Here is a 15,933-nt window from a genome sequence, read left to right on the forward strand (position 1 = left end):
CGACGGTTCCGCTACACTCGACCGTGATTCAATGCGGCTCTGGCCCCCACCGGATCCGCTGGCAGCCTTAAAGCTACCTAATCAATATCGGAGTGCCGGATGGCCAACGATGGGGTACACGATCCAGTCAACACCGGACGTCGGCGTTTTCTTTCTGCCACCACAGCCGTGGTGGGCGCCGTCGGCGTCGGATTCACCGCAGTTCCTTTCATCAAATCCTGGAACCCCAGTGCCCGCGCCAAGCTTGCCGGCGCACCGGTGGTGGCCGACATCAGCGCCCTGCAGGAAGGCCAACGCCTGATCGTGGAATGGCGTGGCCAGCCTATCTGGATCGTCAAACGGTCCAAGGCGATCCTCGATGCGCTGCACGGGCTGGACGGCCGTCTCAAGGACCCCGAGTCCGGCGAGAAGGACCAGCAGCCGGAGTACGTGCTGAAGCAGAACCCCGAGCTGCGCTCGATCAAGCCGGATATCTCCGTGCTGGTCGGCCTGTGCACGCACCTGGGCTGCTCGCCGGAAATGGTCGCCGAGATCCGGCCTGAGCCCTACGACCCGCAGTGGAAGGGCGGCTACTTCTGCCCCTGCCACAAGTCGCGCTTCGACATGTCCGGTCGTGTCTTCAAGGACGTGCCGGCGCCGATCAACCTGAAGGTGCCCGCGCACCACTACCAGGACGACAACACCATCATCATCGGTGTCGATCCGCAGGGGGCTGCCTGATGGCCAATATCCTCAGCCGTACCGCCAGCGGCGTGGCCGACTGGGTCAACGCGCGCGCGCCCGGCCTGATGCCGGTCTACCGCAAGCACGTCAGCGAATACTACGCGCCGAAGAACTTCAACATCTGGTACTACTTCGGTTCGCTGGCGCTGCTGGTGCTGGTCAACCAGATCGTCACCGGCATCTTCCTGACGATGCACTACAAGACCAACGCCGCCGAGGCGTTCGGCTCCATCGAATACATCATGCGTGATGTGGAGTGGGGCTGGCTGATCCGCTACATGCACTCCACCGGTGCCTCGCTGTTCTTCATCGTGGTCTACCTGCACATGTTCCGTGGCCTGCTGTACGGCAGCTACCAGAAGCCGCGCGAGCTGGTGTGGATCCTGGGCATGCTGATCTACCTGGTGTTGATGGCCGAAGCCTTCATGGGCTACGTGCTGCCGTGGGGCCAGATGTCGTTCTGGGGCGCCAAGGTGATCATCTCGCTGTTCGGCGCGATACCGGTGATCGGCAACGGCCTGACCGAATGGATCATGGGCGACTACCTGCCCAGTGACGCCACGCTCAACCGCTTCTTCGCACTGCACGTCATCGCCCTGCCGCTGGTGCTGCTGTTGCTGGTGGTGCTGCACCTGGGTGCGCTGCATGAAGTGGGGTCGAACAACCCGGACGGCGTGGAGATCAAGAAGGGGCCCAAGGGCAACCGCTGGTCGCCGAACGCACCGGCCGACGGCATTCCGTTCCACCCGTACTACACGCTCAAGGATGGCGTCGGCGCCGGCTTCCTGTTGATCATCGCCGCCTTCATCATCTTCTTCGCGCCGGGTTTCGGTGGCCTGTTCCTGGAGCACGACAACTTCACCGAGGCCAACCGCCTGGTGACCCCCGAACACATCAAGCCGGTCTGGTACTACACGCCGTACTACGCGATGTTGCGCGTGGTACCGAACAAGCTGGGCGGCGTGCTGGTGATGTTCTCGGCCATCGCGATCCTGTTCCTGGTGCCGTGGCTGGACAAGGCGAAGGTGAAATCGGTGCGCTACCGCGGCTGGATCTCGAAGGTGATGCTGGGCGTGCTGGCGGTGTGCTTCGTGTGGCTGGGCGTGATCGGTTCCGGCCCCGGCACCGACGTGCACGAGACCTACATCGGGCGGGTGCTGACCTTCCTGTACTTCGCGTTCTTCATCACCATGCCGCTATGGACACGATTGGACAGGACCAAGCCGGTACCGGAGAGGGTGACCACCCATGACTGAACGCTGGATGGTCCGGCTGGCCCTGACGGCCGCCCTGATGCTGGGCAGTTTCCTGGCCTCCGCCGCCGAGGGCGGCACCAAGCTGCTGCAGGCCGGCAACGACCTCGGAGACCGCGCTTCGCTGCAGCGCGGCGCGCAGCTGTACATGAACTACTGCTCCGGCTGCCACGCGCTGAAATACCTGCGCTATTCGCGGATGGCGCAGGACCTGGGCCTGACCGAAGAGGAGGTGATGAACAACCTCAACTTCACCGGCTCGGCGATCGGCGATCCGATCCCGGTGGCGATGCCCAAGGAGAACGCAGAGAAGTGGTTCGGCAAGATGCCACCGGACCTCAGCCTGATTGCGCGTGTGCGCGGCAGTGACTGGGTCTACACCTACCTCAAGTCGTTCTACCTGGACAGCAGCCGGCCGCTGGGCTGGAACAACGCGCTGTTCGCCAACGCGTCCATGCCCAACCCGCTGTGGGAAATGCAGGGCCTGCAGCATGCCGTGCATGGCAAGCCGGAGGCGCCGGGCATGGATCCGCCGGTGACCGGCCTGCGCCTGGAAACGCCAGGCAACGTCGATGCCGGACAGTACGACCAGGCAGTGCGTGACATCACCAACTTCCTCGAATATGCCGGCGAACCGGCCGCGCTCAAGCGCCAGCAGCTGGGCGTGTGGGTGATCCTGTTCCTGGCCCTGCTGACCTTCCTGCTGTATCTGTTGAAGAAGGAATACTGGAAGGACGTTCACTGAATCTGCCGCTCACCATCGCACGGGCCTATTGGCTTTTGTGATGGTCGGTTGCACACTCGGGGAGGAGTCGATCGCCGGCACGGTGCCGGCGGCGCCGATGCGGCAGGCGGTCTCCTGTCGTGGGAGAGCCTTTGATGGCGGCGAGCGTACGCATGCGCAATACACTGACGCTGTTTTCCTCGAACGACGATGTACTGTGCCACCGTGTACGCCTGGTCCTGGCGGCCAAGGGTGTGACCTTCGACTTCGTTCCGGTCGATCCACAGAACCCGCCTGAAGACCTGATCGACCTCAATCCGTACCACTCGGTGCCGACCCTGGTCGAACGCGAACTGGTGCTTTACGCCGCGTCGGTGGTCAGCGAGTACCTGGACGAGCGCTACCCGCATCCGCCGCTGATGCCGGTCGATCCACTCTCGCGTGCGCGCATCCGCCTGGCCATGCTGCGCATCGAGCACGACTGGGTGCCGCAGGTGCAGGCCATCCAGCTGGGCAACAAGACCCAGGCCGAGGCCGGCCGCAAGCGCCTGAAGGAACTGCTGACCGCCTCGCTGCCGCTGTTCAAGGCCAGCAAGTTCTTCCTCAACCCGGAAATGAGCCTGGCCGACTGCGCGATGGCGCCGATCATCTGGCGCCTGCAGTCGCTGGATGTGCCGCTGCCGAAGGACGGCAAGGCGATTGAAGACTACGGCAACCGCATCTTCCGCCATCCGGGCTTTGTCCGCAGCCTGACCGACCAGGAAAAGAAGCTGCGCGATCTGCCGGGCTGATCCTGCCTCGCCTTACCCGTCTGCACGCCGACCGGCGTGCAGGCGATCCGCCCCGGCAGGGCGCCGGGCGCGTACACTTCACGCATGACCGAAGACTTCTTCCACATGACCAGCCACCGCCCGTACCTGCTGCGGGCGCTGGTGGAATGGATCAACGACAACCAGCTGACCCCGCACATCCTGGTCGACGCCGGCGTCCCCGGCGTGCAGGTGCCACCTTCGGCGATCAAGGATGGCCGGGTTGTGCTCAACATCGCCGAACGTGCTGTCGTGCGGCTGATGATCGACAACGAGATGGTGAGCTTCTCGGCGCGCTTCTCCGGTACCAGCTACCCCGTGCAGGTGCCGATCAGCGCCGTGCTGGCCGTCTACGCCCGCGAGACCGGGCAGGGCATGGCGCTGCCGGATGACATTCCGGGCAGCGAAACCGCTCCGACCAGCGACGAGCTGCTGCACGAGGAAGGCACGCCGCCGGACGATACGCCGCCGGCCAGTCCGCCGCCGAAGGGGCGCCCGAACCTGCGCGTGGTCAAGTAATGTCTCCGACGCCGCCCCGATGGGCGGCGTTTTCCTTTGCAGGATTCACCGGTGGCTGCCGGAATTGTGTGGGTGTCGACCGTTGGTCGGCACACCTTCAGTGCTTACACATCCTCGGCATCGTCCACGTCCGCGCGGATCTGGCTGATCCGCGCTGCGCCCGGGCCGGTAAATGAGATCAGCTGGTCGCCGCGCAGCACCATGCGGCCCACGTGGCGATCGATGCCATCGTAGGAATACTCGAACTTGAAGGTGCGCTCGAAACCGAGCCGGCCATCCTCGCCGCGCGACAGGCGCAGGCCGGTGGCGTGCACCGCCTGGTCCAGCCATTGCACGTCGGCTGCGCGGCAGGCATTGCGCCCCAGCTCGACCGCGCGCTCGGCGGCCGAACGCGCCGCGTTCCAGAAGAAATAGATGATTCCGCCGGCAATCAGCAACAGCAGCAGGGTGGGCATGGCGTCAGCCGTCAGAGGTCGATCCCGCAAAGATGGCGGCGAACGCGCGCTGGATCAAGCGCTGCATTCACCGCCGCGGCTGCGGTTCGCTGGACACCGGTTGCGCGGGCACGACCACCGGCTGCGGCGCAGGCGCGGGCTGCATCGGCGTCGCAGTGGGCGAGGGCATCACCAGCGGTGACGTGGCGGTCAGTTGCAGCAGCGCTGCCCAGTCCTGGCGGTTGAAGCTGCATTCGTCCTCTCGGCCCGGCGTGCAGCCGGGGTCGATGCCGGTGCTGTTGCGTTCGCGTGCCGGAGGCAGCTTGATCAGCCCCGTACGATCCAGCTGCAGCAACCGCATCGCCACCGTGTTCATCACATTGCCGCCCACCAGGTACAGGGTCTGGTCGCCCCCGAGATTTGCCGCCACCACCACTTCGCAATGTGACTTCCAGTGGCCCACCGAGCCGTTGCCCAGCGCCTGCACCAACCCGCTGTAGCTGAGCGTGCTGCTGCGGTCGCGCAGGAAGCACAGCAGATCACCCGGTGCGGGCTTTGTGGTCGCAGGATCGACCAGCCGGTACGGTACGCCCGGGGGGCCGCCCTGGTACGCGGCACGGATGTAGTCGATGTGGCGTGGCGAGGTGTTGAAGCCGGGAACGCCGGACTGCACCATCACCCAGGAAATGAACGCGGCCGACCACGGGTTGTCGACCAGGAAGGCGCGGCAGTCGCTGTCGGTGTAGCGCGTGCCCAGCGGTGCCAGGCAGCTGCTGGCGCCCGCGATGCTGCCCATCGCGTTGAGCGTGCCGCTGTTGCGCCAGTAGCCGGCCACGCGCTGCCAGGCGATCAGCCCGTTGTCGGCCAGGTGATCGCTTTCGGCCTCGGTGACACTGAGGCTGGCGGCGCGGCCATCACGATCAATGAAGGGCCGGAACCACAGCCGGTGCTCGTTGCAGGCGGTATTGCGGATGGCCACCGCCAATGGGCTCAGGCCGAAACGTGGTGGCACATCGCAGGCTTCGGCCGCCGCTGCGGACAAGGGGGCCGCGGCCAGCAGCAGGCAGGCAGGCAAGAGCATCCGGCGCATGCGCGGCTCCTGTGGGGGGTGCCCGCAGCGTCGCAGAGGCGGCCGTAGCCGAGCCGTGAAGGCGTGTAGAGCCGGGCCCATGCCCGGCTCATCGCGCGAAGCGCGTGCAGGGCGCGCCGCACATCGATAGGCAGCCGAGCGGAGGCTCGGCTCTACAAGTCCTGCCGGCCTCAAGCCGGCGGCGGGCCCAGCTTCAGCGACAGATCGATGGCCTGCACATGCTTGGTCAGGCCGCCGATGGAGATGCAGTCGACGCCATCCTCGGCGATCGAGCGCAGGCCGCCCAGGCCCACGCTGCCGGACACTTCCAGCGGAATGCGGCCGGCCGTGATACGCACCGCCTCGCGGCGCAGGTCCGGGCTGAAGTCATCCAGCAGAATGCGTTCGCAACCGGCTTCCAGCGCCTGGCGCAGCTGCGCCAGGTCTTCCACCTCGACCACCAGCGGCAGCGCGGGCCATTGCCGGCGCGCGGCAGCCACCGCCGCAGCCAGCGAACCGGCGGCACGGATGTGGTTTTCCTTCAGCATCACCGTGTCGTACAGGCCGAAGCGGTGGTTCTCGCCGCCGCCGCAGCGCACGGCGTACTTCTGCGCCAGGCGCAGGCCGGGCAGGGTCTTGCGGGTATCGAGGATGCGCGTGCCGGTGCCGGCCACAGCGGCCACGTAGCGGGCCGTGGTGGTGGCAGTGCCGGACAGCGTCTGCAGGAAGTTCAGCGAAGTGCGCTCGGCGCTGACCAGGCTGCGGCTGCGCCCGTGCAGCACGGCCAGCACGGTGCCTGCGGTGACGGCGTCGCCTTCGGAAACCTGCCATTCGATACGCACGTCCGGGTCGAGTGCGCGGTGGGTGGCATCGAACCAGGGGCGGCCGGCAATCACCCCGTCCTGCTTGCACAGCAGGTAAGCGCTGTCGGCCTGGTCGGGCAGCAGAGCGGCGGTGACGTCACCGCTGCCCAGGTCCTCGGCCAGCGCACGCGCGACATCGGCGGCGACAACGGCCGCATCCGGCGTCGGCAGCGTGCTCATGCGGCCGGGAAGTCGGCGATCTGAGCGGTGGGGATGGCTTCTTCGGCCAGCAGCACCGGGATGCCGTCGTCAACGCGGAACACCTGCTTGCGGTCGCGGGTGACCAGCGCCTCGCGCAGCGGCTGCGCCAGCGGGTTGCCATCGGCCTTGTTCACCGCGCCGGCGGAGATGGCCTTGTTGAGGGCTTCCAGGCCCTTGCCATCCAGCAGGGACAGGGGCTGGCGGGTGTCCGGTGACACCAGCAGGTCGAGCAGCTTGCGATCCATGGTTCTTCGTCTTGCGTGGAAGATGGCTAGAATACGTCTTTAAGGCAGGTGACGGCCAATGACCCCCAACCCGATCGCGCCGCTTGTCGGCATCGTCATGGGTTCCCGTTCCGACTGGGAAACCATGCAGCACGCCGCCCAGAAGCTTGAAGCCCTGGGTGTTCCGTTCGAAGTGAAGGTGGTGTCCGCGCATCGGACGCCGGATGTGTTGTTCAGTTACGCCGAGCAGGCGGGCCCGCGTGGCCTACGCGCGATCATCGCCGGTGCCGGTGGGGCCGCGCACCTGCCGGGCATGATCGCCGCCAAGACCGCCGTGCCGGTGCTGGGCGTGCCGGTGCAGTCCAAGGCCCTCAACGGCATGGATTCGCTGCTGTCGATCGTGCAGATGCCGGCCGGCATTCCGGTTGCCACCTTCGCCATCGGCAATGCCGGCGCCTCCAACGCAGCGCTGTTCGCCGCTGCGATGCTGGCCAGCGACCAGCCGGCGATCGGCCAGGCGCTCGACGCTTTCCGTGCGCGCCAGACCGAAGACGTGATGGCCCACGACGATCCGCGCCAATGAGCCTGACCGTCGGCATCCTGGGCGGCGGCCAGCTCGCCCGCATGATGGTTCTGGCTGGTGCGCCGCTGGGATTGCGCTTCGAACTGTACGACCCGGCAGCCGACGCCTGCAGCGGCCCGCTGGCGCCGCTCACCGTCGGTGCCTTCGATGACCGCCAGGCGCTGGCGGATTTCGCCGCCAAGGTCGACGTGGTCACCTTCGATTTCGAGAACGTGCCGGCCGACAGTGCCCAGTTCCTGGCCGATCGCGTGCCGGTCTACCCGCCGCCGGCCGCGCTGGCGGTGGCCCAGGACCGGTTGAGCGAGAAGACCCTGTTCCAGCAGTTGGGCATCCCGCTGCCGGCCTTCGCTGACATCCGCAGCCGTGACGAGCTGGCTGCGAAGGCTGTCGAGTTCGGCCTGCCGTGCATCCTCAAGACCCGCCGCCTTGGCTACGACGGCAAGGGCCAGTTCCGCCTGCGCAGCGAGGCCGACATCGACGCCGCGTGGGATGCGCTGGGTGCGCAGGTCGAGCGTACCGGGCTGATCCTGGAGGGCTTCGTTGCCTTCCAGCGCGAGGTCAGCGTGGTCGCCGTGCGCGGCCGCGATGGCAGCTTCGAGGCCTGGCCGGTCACCGGCAACTGGCATGTCGACGGCGTGCTGTCTGCCAGCGTGGCACCGGCGGTGCTGTCCGACGCCGAGCAGCAGGCCGCGATCGGCTATGCCCGTCGCGTCGCCGAGCATCTGCAGTACGTCGGCGTGTTCGCGCTGGAGCTGTTCTGCCGCGATGGCGAACTGCTGGCCAACGAGATGGCGCCGCGGGTGCACAACTCCGGCCACTGGACCATCGAAGGCAGCGAGACCTCGCAGTTCGAGAACCATCTGCGTGCCGTGCTGGACCTGCCGCTGGGCAGCACCCGCATGCTCGGTCATGCCTGCATGCTGAACTGGCTGGGCGCGATGCCCGACCCGGCACCGGTACTGGCCCAGGCCAGCGGCCACTGGCATGACTACGGCAAGGAAGCGCGCGCGGGCCGCAAGGTCGGCCATGCCACCCTGCGTGACGATGATGCCGCTGCACTGGCCGATGCGCTGGACCAGGTTGGCCTGGAGCTGGACCGCCAGGCCCAGGTGGCGCCGGCGGTACACGCGCTGCGGAACCGCTGAGCCGGTAGTGCCGGCCGCTGGCCGGCAATGCAACGATGTGGCGCGCCGGTGCAGGCATTGGCGCAACATTTCCGGTGGTAGCGTGGAGCTCCTTTCACAGGAGTCACCCCCATGCTCGACTGGAATGCCTATCGCAAGGAACTGAAGGGCCGCATCGGCGAGATCGGCAAGCTCTCGCCGGACACGGTCAAGGGCTACGCCACCCTGGCCAACGCCGGCGCCCAGACCAACCACCTGGATGCCAAGACCCGCGAGCTGATCGCGTTGGCGGTGGCAGTCACGACCCGCTGTGACGGCTGCATCACCGTGCACGTGGACGCGGCGCTGAAGCATGGCGCCAGCCGCGAGGAAATCGCCGAGGCGCTCGGTGTGGCGGTGTCGCTCAATGCCGGCGCTGCGCTGGTGTATTCAGCGCGGGTGATGGACGCGGTGGCCGCGCACGAGAGCGCGTGAAGCTTCATCTGTAGAGCCGAGCCCATGCTCGGCTGCTGTCCGGCCAGCCGAGCATGGGCTCGGCTCTACAGGGGGTCAGCGCAGCCGGCTCTCGGCGAATTCCCAGTTGACCATCTGCCAGAACGCGTCCAGGTAACGTGCGCGGTCATTCTGGTAGTCGGTGTAGTACGCGTGCTCCCAGACGTCGCAGCACAGCAGCGGGGTGCTTTCACCGGTCATTGGCGTGCCGGCATTGCGGGTGGCCTGCAGGCCCAGCTGGCCGCCGGGGTGCTGCACCAGCCATACCCAGCCGGAGCCGAACAGGCCCAGCGCGGTGCGGTTGAACTCCTCGCGCAGGCGCTGCACGTCGCCGAACTGCCGCTTCACCTGCTCGCCCAACCGCCCTTGGGGCTCACCGCCACCGCGCGGGCGCAGGCACTGCCAGTAGAAGCCGTGGTTCCAGGCCTGGGCAGCGGCATCGAACAGCGTGCCCTGGGCATGGCGGACGATCTCCTCCAGCGACGCTTCCTCCCACTCGGTGCCGAGGATGCCAGCGTTGACGGCATCCACATAGGCGCGATGGTGGCGGCCGTGATGCAGTTCCACGGTCTGTGCGGACAGGTGCGGCTGCAGGGAGCCGGGAAGATAGGGCAGGGCAGGCAATTCGACAGGCATGGACAGGTTCGTGGCCAGGGGGCGGCGGCAGCCGGTTCCATCCGCTTACAATGGCGGCTACCGTGGGCAGTCTAGCCGACCATCACGGTCGGTTTGTCCGGCGAAGCAAGGAGTGAGGTTGTGGCGGTAATGCAGCAAATCCAGGCCGAGGTCGATCGTTACCCGCTCGTGCTGTTCATGAAGGGTACCCCGCAATACCCGATGTGCGGCTTCTCCAGCCGCGCCGTACAGGCGTTGATGGCCGCCGGCGCCGTCACCCTGCGCACCGTCAACGTGCTGGAAGAACCCGAGATCCGCGCCAACCTGCCGCGATTCTCCAACCTGCCGACATTCCCGCAGCTGTTCATCAACGGCGAGTTGATTGGCGGCTGCGACATCGTGCTGGAGCTGTTCGAAGCCGGCGAGCTCAAGCGCATCGTCGAAGAGGCGACCCAGGGATGAGTGCCTGGCCATCGACGTCACCGACCGACGGGGCGCTCGATGGCCGCCCGTTGCAGGATCGCGTGGTGCTGGTTGCCGGCGCCGGTGGCGGATTGGGCAGTGCAGCGGCAGTGGCCGCTGCGGCCGCCGGGGCCACTGTAGTCCTGCTGGGCCGCAAGCCGCGTCGCCTGGACCGTGTCTATGCCCAGGTCCAGGCTGTCGGACCGGAACCCCTGCTGTACCCGCTGGACCTGGAAGGCGCAGGCCCCGATGACTATGCCGAGCTGGCCCAGGCCCTGCAGCGCGAGCTGGGGCGGCTGGACGGCCTGCTGGTCTGTGCCGCTCACTTCCCGGGCCTGACCCCGTTCGAACTGGCCGACCCGGCCAGCTTCGCCCGTGCCATCCATGTCACCCTGACTGCGCCCGCCTGGTTGGCCCAAGCCTGCCTGCCGCTGCTGCGGCAGCGCGAAGACGCGGCGCTGGTGTTTGCAGTGGATGCGCCCGAACGGGTCGGGCAGGCCTATTGGGGTGGGTATGGTGTCGCCCAGCATGGTCTGCGCGGGCTGATCACCAGCCTGCACGACGAACTCGGCCGCAGCCCGGTACGGGTCAGTGGCCTGTACCCCGGCCCGCTGCGCACGGCGCTGCGCGCCCGTGCCTATTCCGTCGACCAGGACCCGGCCGCCCAAGGCCCGGAGGCCGCCGCTGCTGTGGCCGTGACTCTGCTGTCCAGCGCAGGGCATGCCTGGCGGGGCCGGATTCTCGACGCCAGTGAGGCACCCCTGTCGGAGTGAGGCTGGGGGGGAAGACGGAGTGAAGAACCCGTCACGATTGCGTTGCGATCCGGTGCCGTCTGTCGCACAACCGTCACATTGATGGCGTAGCGTGTTAATCTAGTGTTAACCGTTATGGCTGCCTTCAGCCAGGCGGTAGGGAACCCCAGATAACTCTCCGACCAGCCACCCGCAGGGCTGTTTGGATGCGCTTTTTTTCCGCCATCGCCAACTCGCATCGAGGCTACCGAAAAATGACCCACCCACTCCGGATGTCCAAGCTTACCCTTGGTCTCGTGGCCGCACTCGCCGCCGCTCCCGCCTTCGCTCAGAGCAGCACCTCCGCCGGTGTCGGCGGCCAGGTGATGTCCGCCGCAGGCCAGCCTGTTGCCGGCGCTGAAGTCACCATCACCCACACCGAGTCGGGCACTGTTTCGCGTGCCACCACCGATGCGTCGGGCCGCTACAACGCGCGCGGCCTGCGCGTGGGTGGTCCGTACACCATCACCATCAACAAGCCCGGTGAAGGCACCAAGACCGAAGAAGGTGTCTACCTGAACCTGAACCAGGTCAACACCGTCAATGCCAACCTGGGCGGTGATCTGGCTGCGACCAACCTGGACGCGGTGAACGTTGTCGCCACTGCCGGCGGCCTGGACCTGTTCAGCGCCAACAAGATGGGCACCGGCACCAACGTGACCCGCGAAACGATGGATGCATTGCCGTCGGCCAGCCGCAACATCCAGGACTACGTCCGCCTGGATCCGCGCATCTCGCAGGTCAGCAAAGCTGACGGCGCGATCTCGGCCGGTGGCCAGAACACCCGTTACAACGCCATCCGCATCGACGGCATCAGCGCCTCCGATCCGTTCGGCCTGGGCTCCAACAACCTGCCGACCGAGCGTCAGCCGGTGTCGATGGACGCCATCCAGGAAATCAACATCGACCTGGCCAACTACGACACCACCATCGCCGGTGGTACCGGTGCGGTGATCAACGCCGTGACCAAGTCGGGCACCAATGAATTCCACGGCACCGTGTACGGTTCGTACCGCGACAAGGACATGGTCCGTTCGCGCCTGGAAGGTGACAAGCAGGACTTCAACGGCTTCGAGGACGAGAAGACCTACGGCATGACCTTCGGCGGCCCGATCGTCAAGGACAAGCTGTTCTTCTTCACCAACTATGAAAAGTACGAGCGCGCGGCTGCCGGCGTTTCCCTGAGTGACACGCCGATCGGCCGTGGCACCATCACCCAGCAGCAGATCACCGATGTCCAGAACTTCCTGGGCAAGCTGGGCTACGACCCGGGGAGCCTGTCGGCGCCGAACAGCAAGACCGAGATCGAAGAGTACGCGGTCAAGCTGGACTGGAACATCAACGAGAACCACCGTGCGGCCCTGCGCTACAACAAGATGGAGCAGAACGTCGTCCGCTTCCCGCAGGTCAGCAGCAGCGCTATCTCGCTGAGCAACTTCTGGTACCAGCAGCCGACCGAATACGAAACCTGGATGGGTGAACTGTTCAGTGACTGGTCCGAGAACTTCTCCACCGAGTTCAAGGTCTCGCACAAGGATTACTCGGCCAACCGCGTTCCGCTGGTCGACATGCCGCAGATCCGCATCAAGTCGGGCAATGACTCGCTGTACGTCGGTACCGAGCAGAACACCCACGTCAACATCGTCGAGTCGAAGGAACTGAGCGCCTTCGGTGCCGGTACCTGGTACATCGGTGATCACACCGTCAAGTTCGGTTTCGATTACTCGAAGAACGAGCTGATGAACTTCTACGGCCGCAATCTCAACGGCGTGTACGAGTTCAACAGCGTCAACGACTTCCTGGCAGGCAAGGCGTCGCGCTACCAGCTGCGTGCGCCGCGCGCTGATGGCAGCCGCAGCGACATCCCGGCCGACTTCACCCTGAAGAACACCGGTGTGTTCATCCAGGACACCTGGGCGATCAACTACAACCTGAACCTGATGTTCGGCGTGCGCATCGACATGCCTGACTTCAGCACCCAGCGTCTGTACAACCCGCGCATCGAGCAGCTGTACGGCTTCAACAACACCAAGCTGGTGGACAAGAACCTGGTGCAGCCGCGTGTCGGCTTCAACTACACCTTCGACAGCGAGCGCCCGACCCAGCTGCGCGGTGGCGTGGGCCTGTTCGGTGGCGCTGCCCCGAACGTGTGGCTGGCAGGTGCCTACCAGAACACCGGCCTGAACTACATCGAGTACGACGAGCGCAGCATCCCGGCCGGTGCCTTCACCCCGGATGGCAAGAACCCGTACATCCCGGCCGGTGGCCCGGCTTCGGCCCGTCAGAACGTCGACATCATCGCGCCGGGCACCCGCCTGCCGTCGGTGTGGAAGGCCAACCTGGCGTTCGACCATGAGCTGCCGTGGTACGGCATCGTGGCATCGGCCGAAGTGCTGTTCACCAAGGTCAAGGACGGCATCTACTTCGACCGTCTGGACGTGTCGGCTCCGACCGCCACCGGTCAGGACGGCCGTGCGATCTACTGGAATGCTGCTGGCCAGAACCAGGCCAATACCCGTATCGACAAGGGTGTCGACTACGGCATCTCCACCGGCACCAAGAATGCGGTCGACCGTGCCAACCGTCCGTCCGACATCGGCGATGTGCTGGTTCTGCGCAATACCGACAAGGGCCGCGGCACCCAGGCTACCTTCTCGCTGGCCAAGCCGCTGACCGAGAACTGGGGCTGGTCGCTGGGTTACACCTACACCAAGTCGACCGAAGTCAGCCCGCTGTCCAGCTCGCAGAACACCTCGAACTGGAACAACACGCTGATCTTCAATGCCAACGAGAACGTCGCCTACAATTCGCGCTACGCGATGAAGGACCGTATCACCGGCACCCTGGAGTGGAAGCACAACTTCTTCGGTGACAACGCCACCCGCGTCGGCCTGTTCTACGAAGGCCGTTCGGGCCGTCCGTACAGCTACATCTTCTACAACGATGCCAACGGCGACGGTGCGACCACCAACGACCTGTTCTACGTGCCGAAGGGCCCGGGCGACGTGAAGTTCACCGGCGGCGCCACGATGGAGAAGGCGTTCTTCGACTGGCTGGCGCAGAACCCGGAGCTGGATGCCTACCGTGGCAGCGTGGTCCCGGCCAACTCGCACCGCGCCTCGTGGGTCAACAGCTTCGACGTCCGCGTCAGCCAGGAATTCCCGGGCTTCATGAAGGGTCACAAGGGTGAAGTTGCCCTGGACATCATGAATGTCGGCAACCTGCTGAACAAGAAGTGGGGCCTGATCGACGACTACGGCTTCTACTCGACCCGTCGCGTTGCCAACTACGCGGGTATCGATCCGGCCACCGGCAAGTACGTGTACTCGTTCACGGGTTCGACCGACAACGCGCAGGTGCAGGAAAACAACAACGACAAGGGCAACACCGCAGTGTCGCGCTGGTCGATGCAGCTGACCCTGAAGTACAAGTTCTGATCCGTCAGAACCTGAAGCAGTAAGTGAAAACGGCCGGGGAAACCCGGCCGTTTTCCGTTCAGGCGAAAGTCCTTGCAGGTCTCCTGGTATCGGCGTAGCATCCAGAAATGTGCGCGGTGCCAATGCCGCCGATGCGGTCCCGGAAAGGCGAACGCGGGGAGCACACATCCAACGGTCGGGCTTCCCGGCCGTTTTGCTTTTTAAGGGGGCGGCAGTACAGTCGGAAACCTTGAAGGAAGCAAAAAATTGGACATGACCACGAACGAAAAATCAGCCCGTGCACTGCCGGTGCAGGATGCGCGGATCTACCCGCGCGGTGGGCTGGATGTGCTGTCGCGGGCCGAAGTGGCCCGCCTGCGTGATGCCTCCGCCGGCGGCATGCACGAACTGCTGCGCCGCTGCGCGCTGGCGGTGCTGACCAGCGGCAGCGCCTCTGACGATCCGCGTGCGGCGCGCGATCTGTATCCCGATTTCGACATCCAGGTGGCGCAGCAGGATCGCGGCGTGCGCATCGACCTGGTCAACGCACCGGCGATGGCCTTCGTCGATGGCGAGATCATCCGTGGTGTCGCCGAACTGCTGTTCGCAGTGGTGCGCGACCTGGCCTACATGGCCATCGAGATGGGCCCGGCCTACGCGGCCGAGCTGGAATCGTCCGAAGGCATCACCAACGCGGTGTTCGGCCTGCTGCGCAATGCGCGCATCCTCAACCCGGGCGACCCGAACCTGGTGGTGTGCTGGGGCGGCCACTCGATCTCGCGCGACGAATACCTGTACACCAAGCAGGTGGGCTATGAACTGGGCCTGCGCGGCCTGGACATCTGCACCGGCTGCGGCCCGGGTGCAATGAAGGGCCCGATGAAGGGTGCCACCATCGCCCATGCCAAGCAGCGCCGTACCGTGACGCGCTACATCGGCCTGACCGAGCCGGGCATCATCGCCGCCGAGTCGCCGAACCCGATCGTCAACCACCTGGTGATCATGCCGGACATCGAGAAGCGCCTTGAGGCCTTCGTCCGCATCGGCCACGGCATCATCGTGTTCGCCGGTGGCGTCGGTACCGCCGAAGAGATCCTGTACCTGCTCGGCATCCTGCTGCGCGAGGAGAACAAGGACCTGCCATTCCCGCTGATCCTGACCGGCCCGACCGTGGCGGCGCCGTACTTCGAGCAGATCGATCGCTTCATCCGCCTGACCCTGGGTGATGAGGCCGCCGAGCGCTACGAGATCATCATCGGTGACCCGGTGGCGGTGGCCAAGAAGATGGCCAACGGCATCAAGCGCGTGCGAGAGCACCGCCTGGCGCAGAAGGACTCGTTCTTCTTCAACTGGTCGATCGAGATTCCGTGGGAGTACCAGCAGCCGTTCGTGCCGACCCACGAAGCGATGGCCGCGCTGGACCTGCACCACGGGCGTGCACCGCATGCGCTGGCGGCTGACCTGCGCCGGGCGTTTTCGGGCATCGTGGCCGGCAACGTGAAGGAAGACGGCATGCGCCGCATCGAGCAGTTCGGGCCGTTCCAGATCCATGGCGACACCGACATGATGCAGGCCCTGGACGCGCTGCTGCGCGCCTTCGTCGAGCAGCGCCGCATGAAGATCTCCGGCGA

The 15,933-nt window shown here is 65.8% G+C and carries 17 protein-coding genes; 12 read left to right on the forward strand and 5 right to left on the reverse strand.

Annotated features, from left to right (window positions below; genetic code table 11):
- Positions 1-99: 99 nt before the first annotated feature.
- The 5 genes from petA to N5J73_RS19075 all read left to right on the forward strand — a co-directional run bounded on the left by petA (position 100) and on the right by N5J73_RS19075 (position 4,028).
- On the forward strand, positions 100-720 hold the full coding sequence (gene petA / locus N5J73_RS19055) for a ubiquinol-cytochrome c reductase iron-sulfur subunit (RefSeq protein ID WP_010486121.1): 621 nt from the start codon (positions 100-102) through the stop codon (positions 718-720).
- The gene (locus N5J73_RS19060; RefSeq protein WP_032128877.1) at positions 720-1,979 is read left to right on the forward strand and encodes a cytochrome bc complex cytochrome b subunit; all 1,260 of its coding nucleotides are present in this window, start codon (positions 720-722) and stop codon (positions 1,977-1,979) included. The genes petA and N5J73_RS19060 overlap by 1 nt, the downstream gene beginning before the upstream one ends.
- The gene (locus N5J73_RS19065; RefSeq protein ID WP_032128878.1) at positions 1,972-2,721 is read left to right on the forward strand and encodes a cytochrome c1; all 750 of its coding nucleotides are present in this window, start codon (positions 1,972-1,974) and stop codon (positions 2,719-2,721) included. The genes N5J73_RS19060 and N5J73_RS19065 overlap by 8 nt, the downstream gene beginning before the upstream one ends.
- 134 nt (positions 2,722-2,855) lie before the next feature.
- On the forward strand, positions 2,856-3,491 hold the full coding sequence (locus tag N5J73_RS19070; protein ID WP_032128879.1) for a glutathione S-transferase N-terminal domain-containing protein: 636 nt from the start codon (positions 2,856-2,858) through the stop codon (positions 3,489-3,491).
- Between the two features lie 84 nt (positions 3,492-3,575).
- Positions 3,576-4,028 (forward strand): ClpXP protease specificity-enhancing factor, encoded by a 453-nt coding sequence (locus N5J73_RS19075; RefSeq protein WP_049446475.1) that lies wholly within the window; start codon positions 3,576-3,578, stop codon positions 4,026-4,028.
- Positions 4,029-4,132: 104 nt separating this feature from the next.
- Here the strand turns inward: N5J73_RS19075 and N5J73_RS19080 are convergent, their stop codons facing one another.
- The 4 genes from N5J73_RS19080 to N5J73_RS19095 all read right to left on the reverse strand — a co-directional run bounded on the left by N5J73_RS19080 (position 4,133) and on the right by N5J73_RS19095 (position 6,840).
- Complete coding sequence (locus N5J73_RS19080; RefSeq protein WP_005408844.1) at positions 4,133-4,483, reverse strand: DUF3301 domain-containing protein; 351 nt, start codon at positions 4,481-4,483, stop codon at positions 4,133-4,135.
- Between the two features lie 67 nt (positions 4,484-4,550).
- Positions 4,551-5,552, reverse strand: coding sequence for a DUF2272 domain-containing protein (locus N5J73_RS19085; RefSeq protein WP_049446477.1), 1,002 nt, complete (start codon positions 5,550-5,552; stop codon positions 4,551-4,553).
- Positions 5,553-5,722: 170 nt separating this feature from the next.
- On the reverse strand, positions 5,723-6,574 hold the full coding sequence (nadC, locus tag N5J73_RS19090; protein WP_049446478.1) for a carboxylating nicotinate-nucleotide diphosphorylase: 852 nt from the start codon (positions 6,572-6,574) through the stop codon (positions 5,723-5,725).
- On the reverse strand, positions 6,571-6,840 hold the full coding sequence (locus N5J73_RS19095) for a Trm112 family protein (RefSeq protein WP_005408847.1): 270 nt from the start codon (positions 6,838-6,840) through the stop codon (positions 6,571-6,573). The genes nadC and N5J73_RS19095 overlap by 4 nt, the downstream gene beginning before the upstream one ends.
- 58 nt (positions 6,841-6,898) lie before the next feature.
- Here N5J73_RS19095 and purE point away from each other — a divergent pair, with 58 nt between their 5' ends.
- The 3 genes from purE (at position 6,899) to N5J73_RS19110 (ending at position 9,000) form a co-directional block, all read left to right on the forward strand.
- The gene (gene purE, locus N5J73_RS19100) at positions 6,899-7,402 is read left to right on the forward strand and encodes a 5-(carboxyamino)imidazole ribonucleotide mutase (RefSeq protein WP_005412808.1); all 504 of its coding nucleotides are present in this window, start codon (positions 6,899-6,901) and stop codon (positions 7,400-7,402) included.
- Entirely contained in the window at positions 7,399-8,547 is a 1,149-nt protein-coding gene (locus N5J73_RS19105; protein ID WP_049446480.1) for a 5-(carboxyamino)imidazole ribonucleotide synthase, read from the forward strand. Before purE ends, N5J73_RS19105 begins: the two co-directional genes overlap by 4 nt.
- Positions 8,548-8,658: 111 nt before the next feature.
- The gene (locus N5J73_RS19110) at positions 8,659-9,000 is read left to right on the forward strand and encodes a carboxymuconolactone decarboxylase family protein (protein ID WP_004152082.1); all 342 of its coding nucleotides are present in this window, start codon (positions 8,659-8,661) and stop codon (positions 8,998-9,000) included.
- Between the two features lie 75 nt (positions 9,001-9,075).
- Here N5J73_RS19110 and N5J73_RS19115 read toward each other — a convergent pair whose 3' ends face one another.
- Positions 9,076-9,654: a superoxide dismutase gene (locus N5J73_RS19115; protein WP_049446481.1), complete on the reverse strand. Its 579-nt coding sequence runs from the start codon at positions 9,652-9,654 to the stop codon at positions 9,076-9,078.
- 120 nt (positions 9,655-9,774) lie between these two features.
- Here N5J73_RS19115 and grxD point away from each other — a divergent pair, with 120 nt between their 5' ends.
- From grxD to ppnN, 4 genes are all read left to right on the forward strand, one after another.
- A complete protein-coding gene (gene grxD, locus N5J73_RS19120; RefSeq protein WP_005408852.1) occupies positions 9,775-10,095 on the forward strand; it encodes a Grx4 family monothiol glutaredoxin in 321 nt (106 codons plus the stop codon).
- A complete protein-coding gene (locus N5J73_RS19125) occupies positions 10,092-10,868 on the forward strand; it encodes an SDR family NAD(P)-dependent oxidoreductase (protein WP_049446484.1) in 777 nt (258 codons plus the stop codon). The genes grxD and N5J73_RS19125 overlap by 4 nt, the downstream gene beginning before the upstream one ends.
- Before the next feature lie 233 nt (positions 10,869-11,101).
- Positions 11,102-14,323 (forward strand): carboxypeptidase regulatory-like domain-containing protein, encoded by a 3,222-nt coding sequence (locus N5J73_RS19130; protein ID WP_049446486.1) that lies wholly within the window; start codon positions 11,102-11,104, stop codon positions 14,321-14,323.
- 252 nt (positions 14,324-14,575) lie between these two features.
- A partial coding sequence (gene ppnN / locus N5J73_RS19135) for a nucleotide 5'-monophosphate nucleosidase PpnN (RefSeq protein ID WP_279941285.1) occupies positions 14,576-15,933 on the forward strand: 1,358 nt, incomplete at its 3' end.

This window comes from Stenotrophomonas sp. GD03654 (genome assembly GCF_029845105.1).
In the GTDB taxonomy this organism is placed as follows: Bacteria; Pseudomonadota; Gammaproteobacteria; order Xanthomonadales; family Xanthomonadaceae; genus Stenotrophomonas; species Stenotrophomonas africana.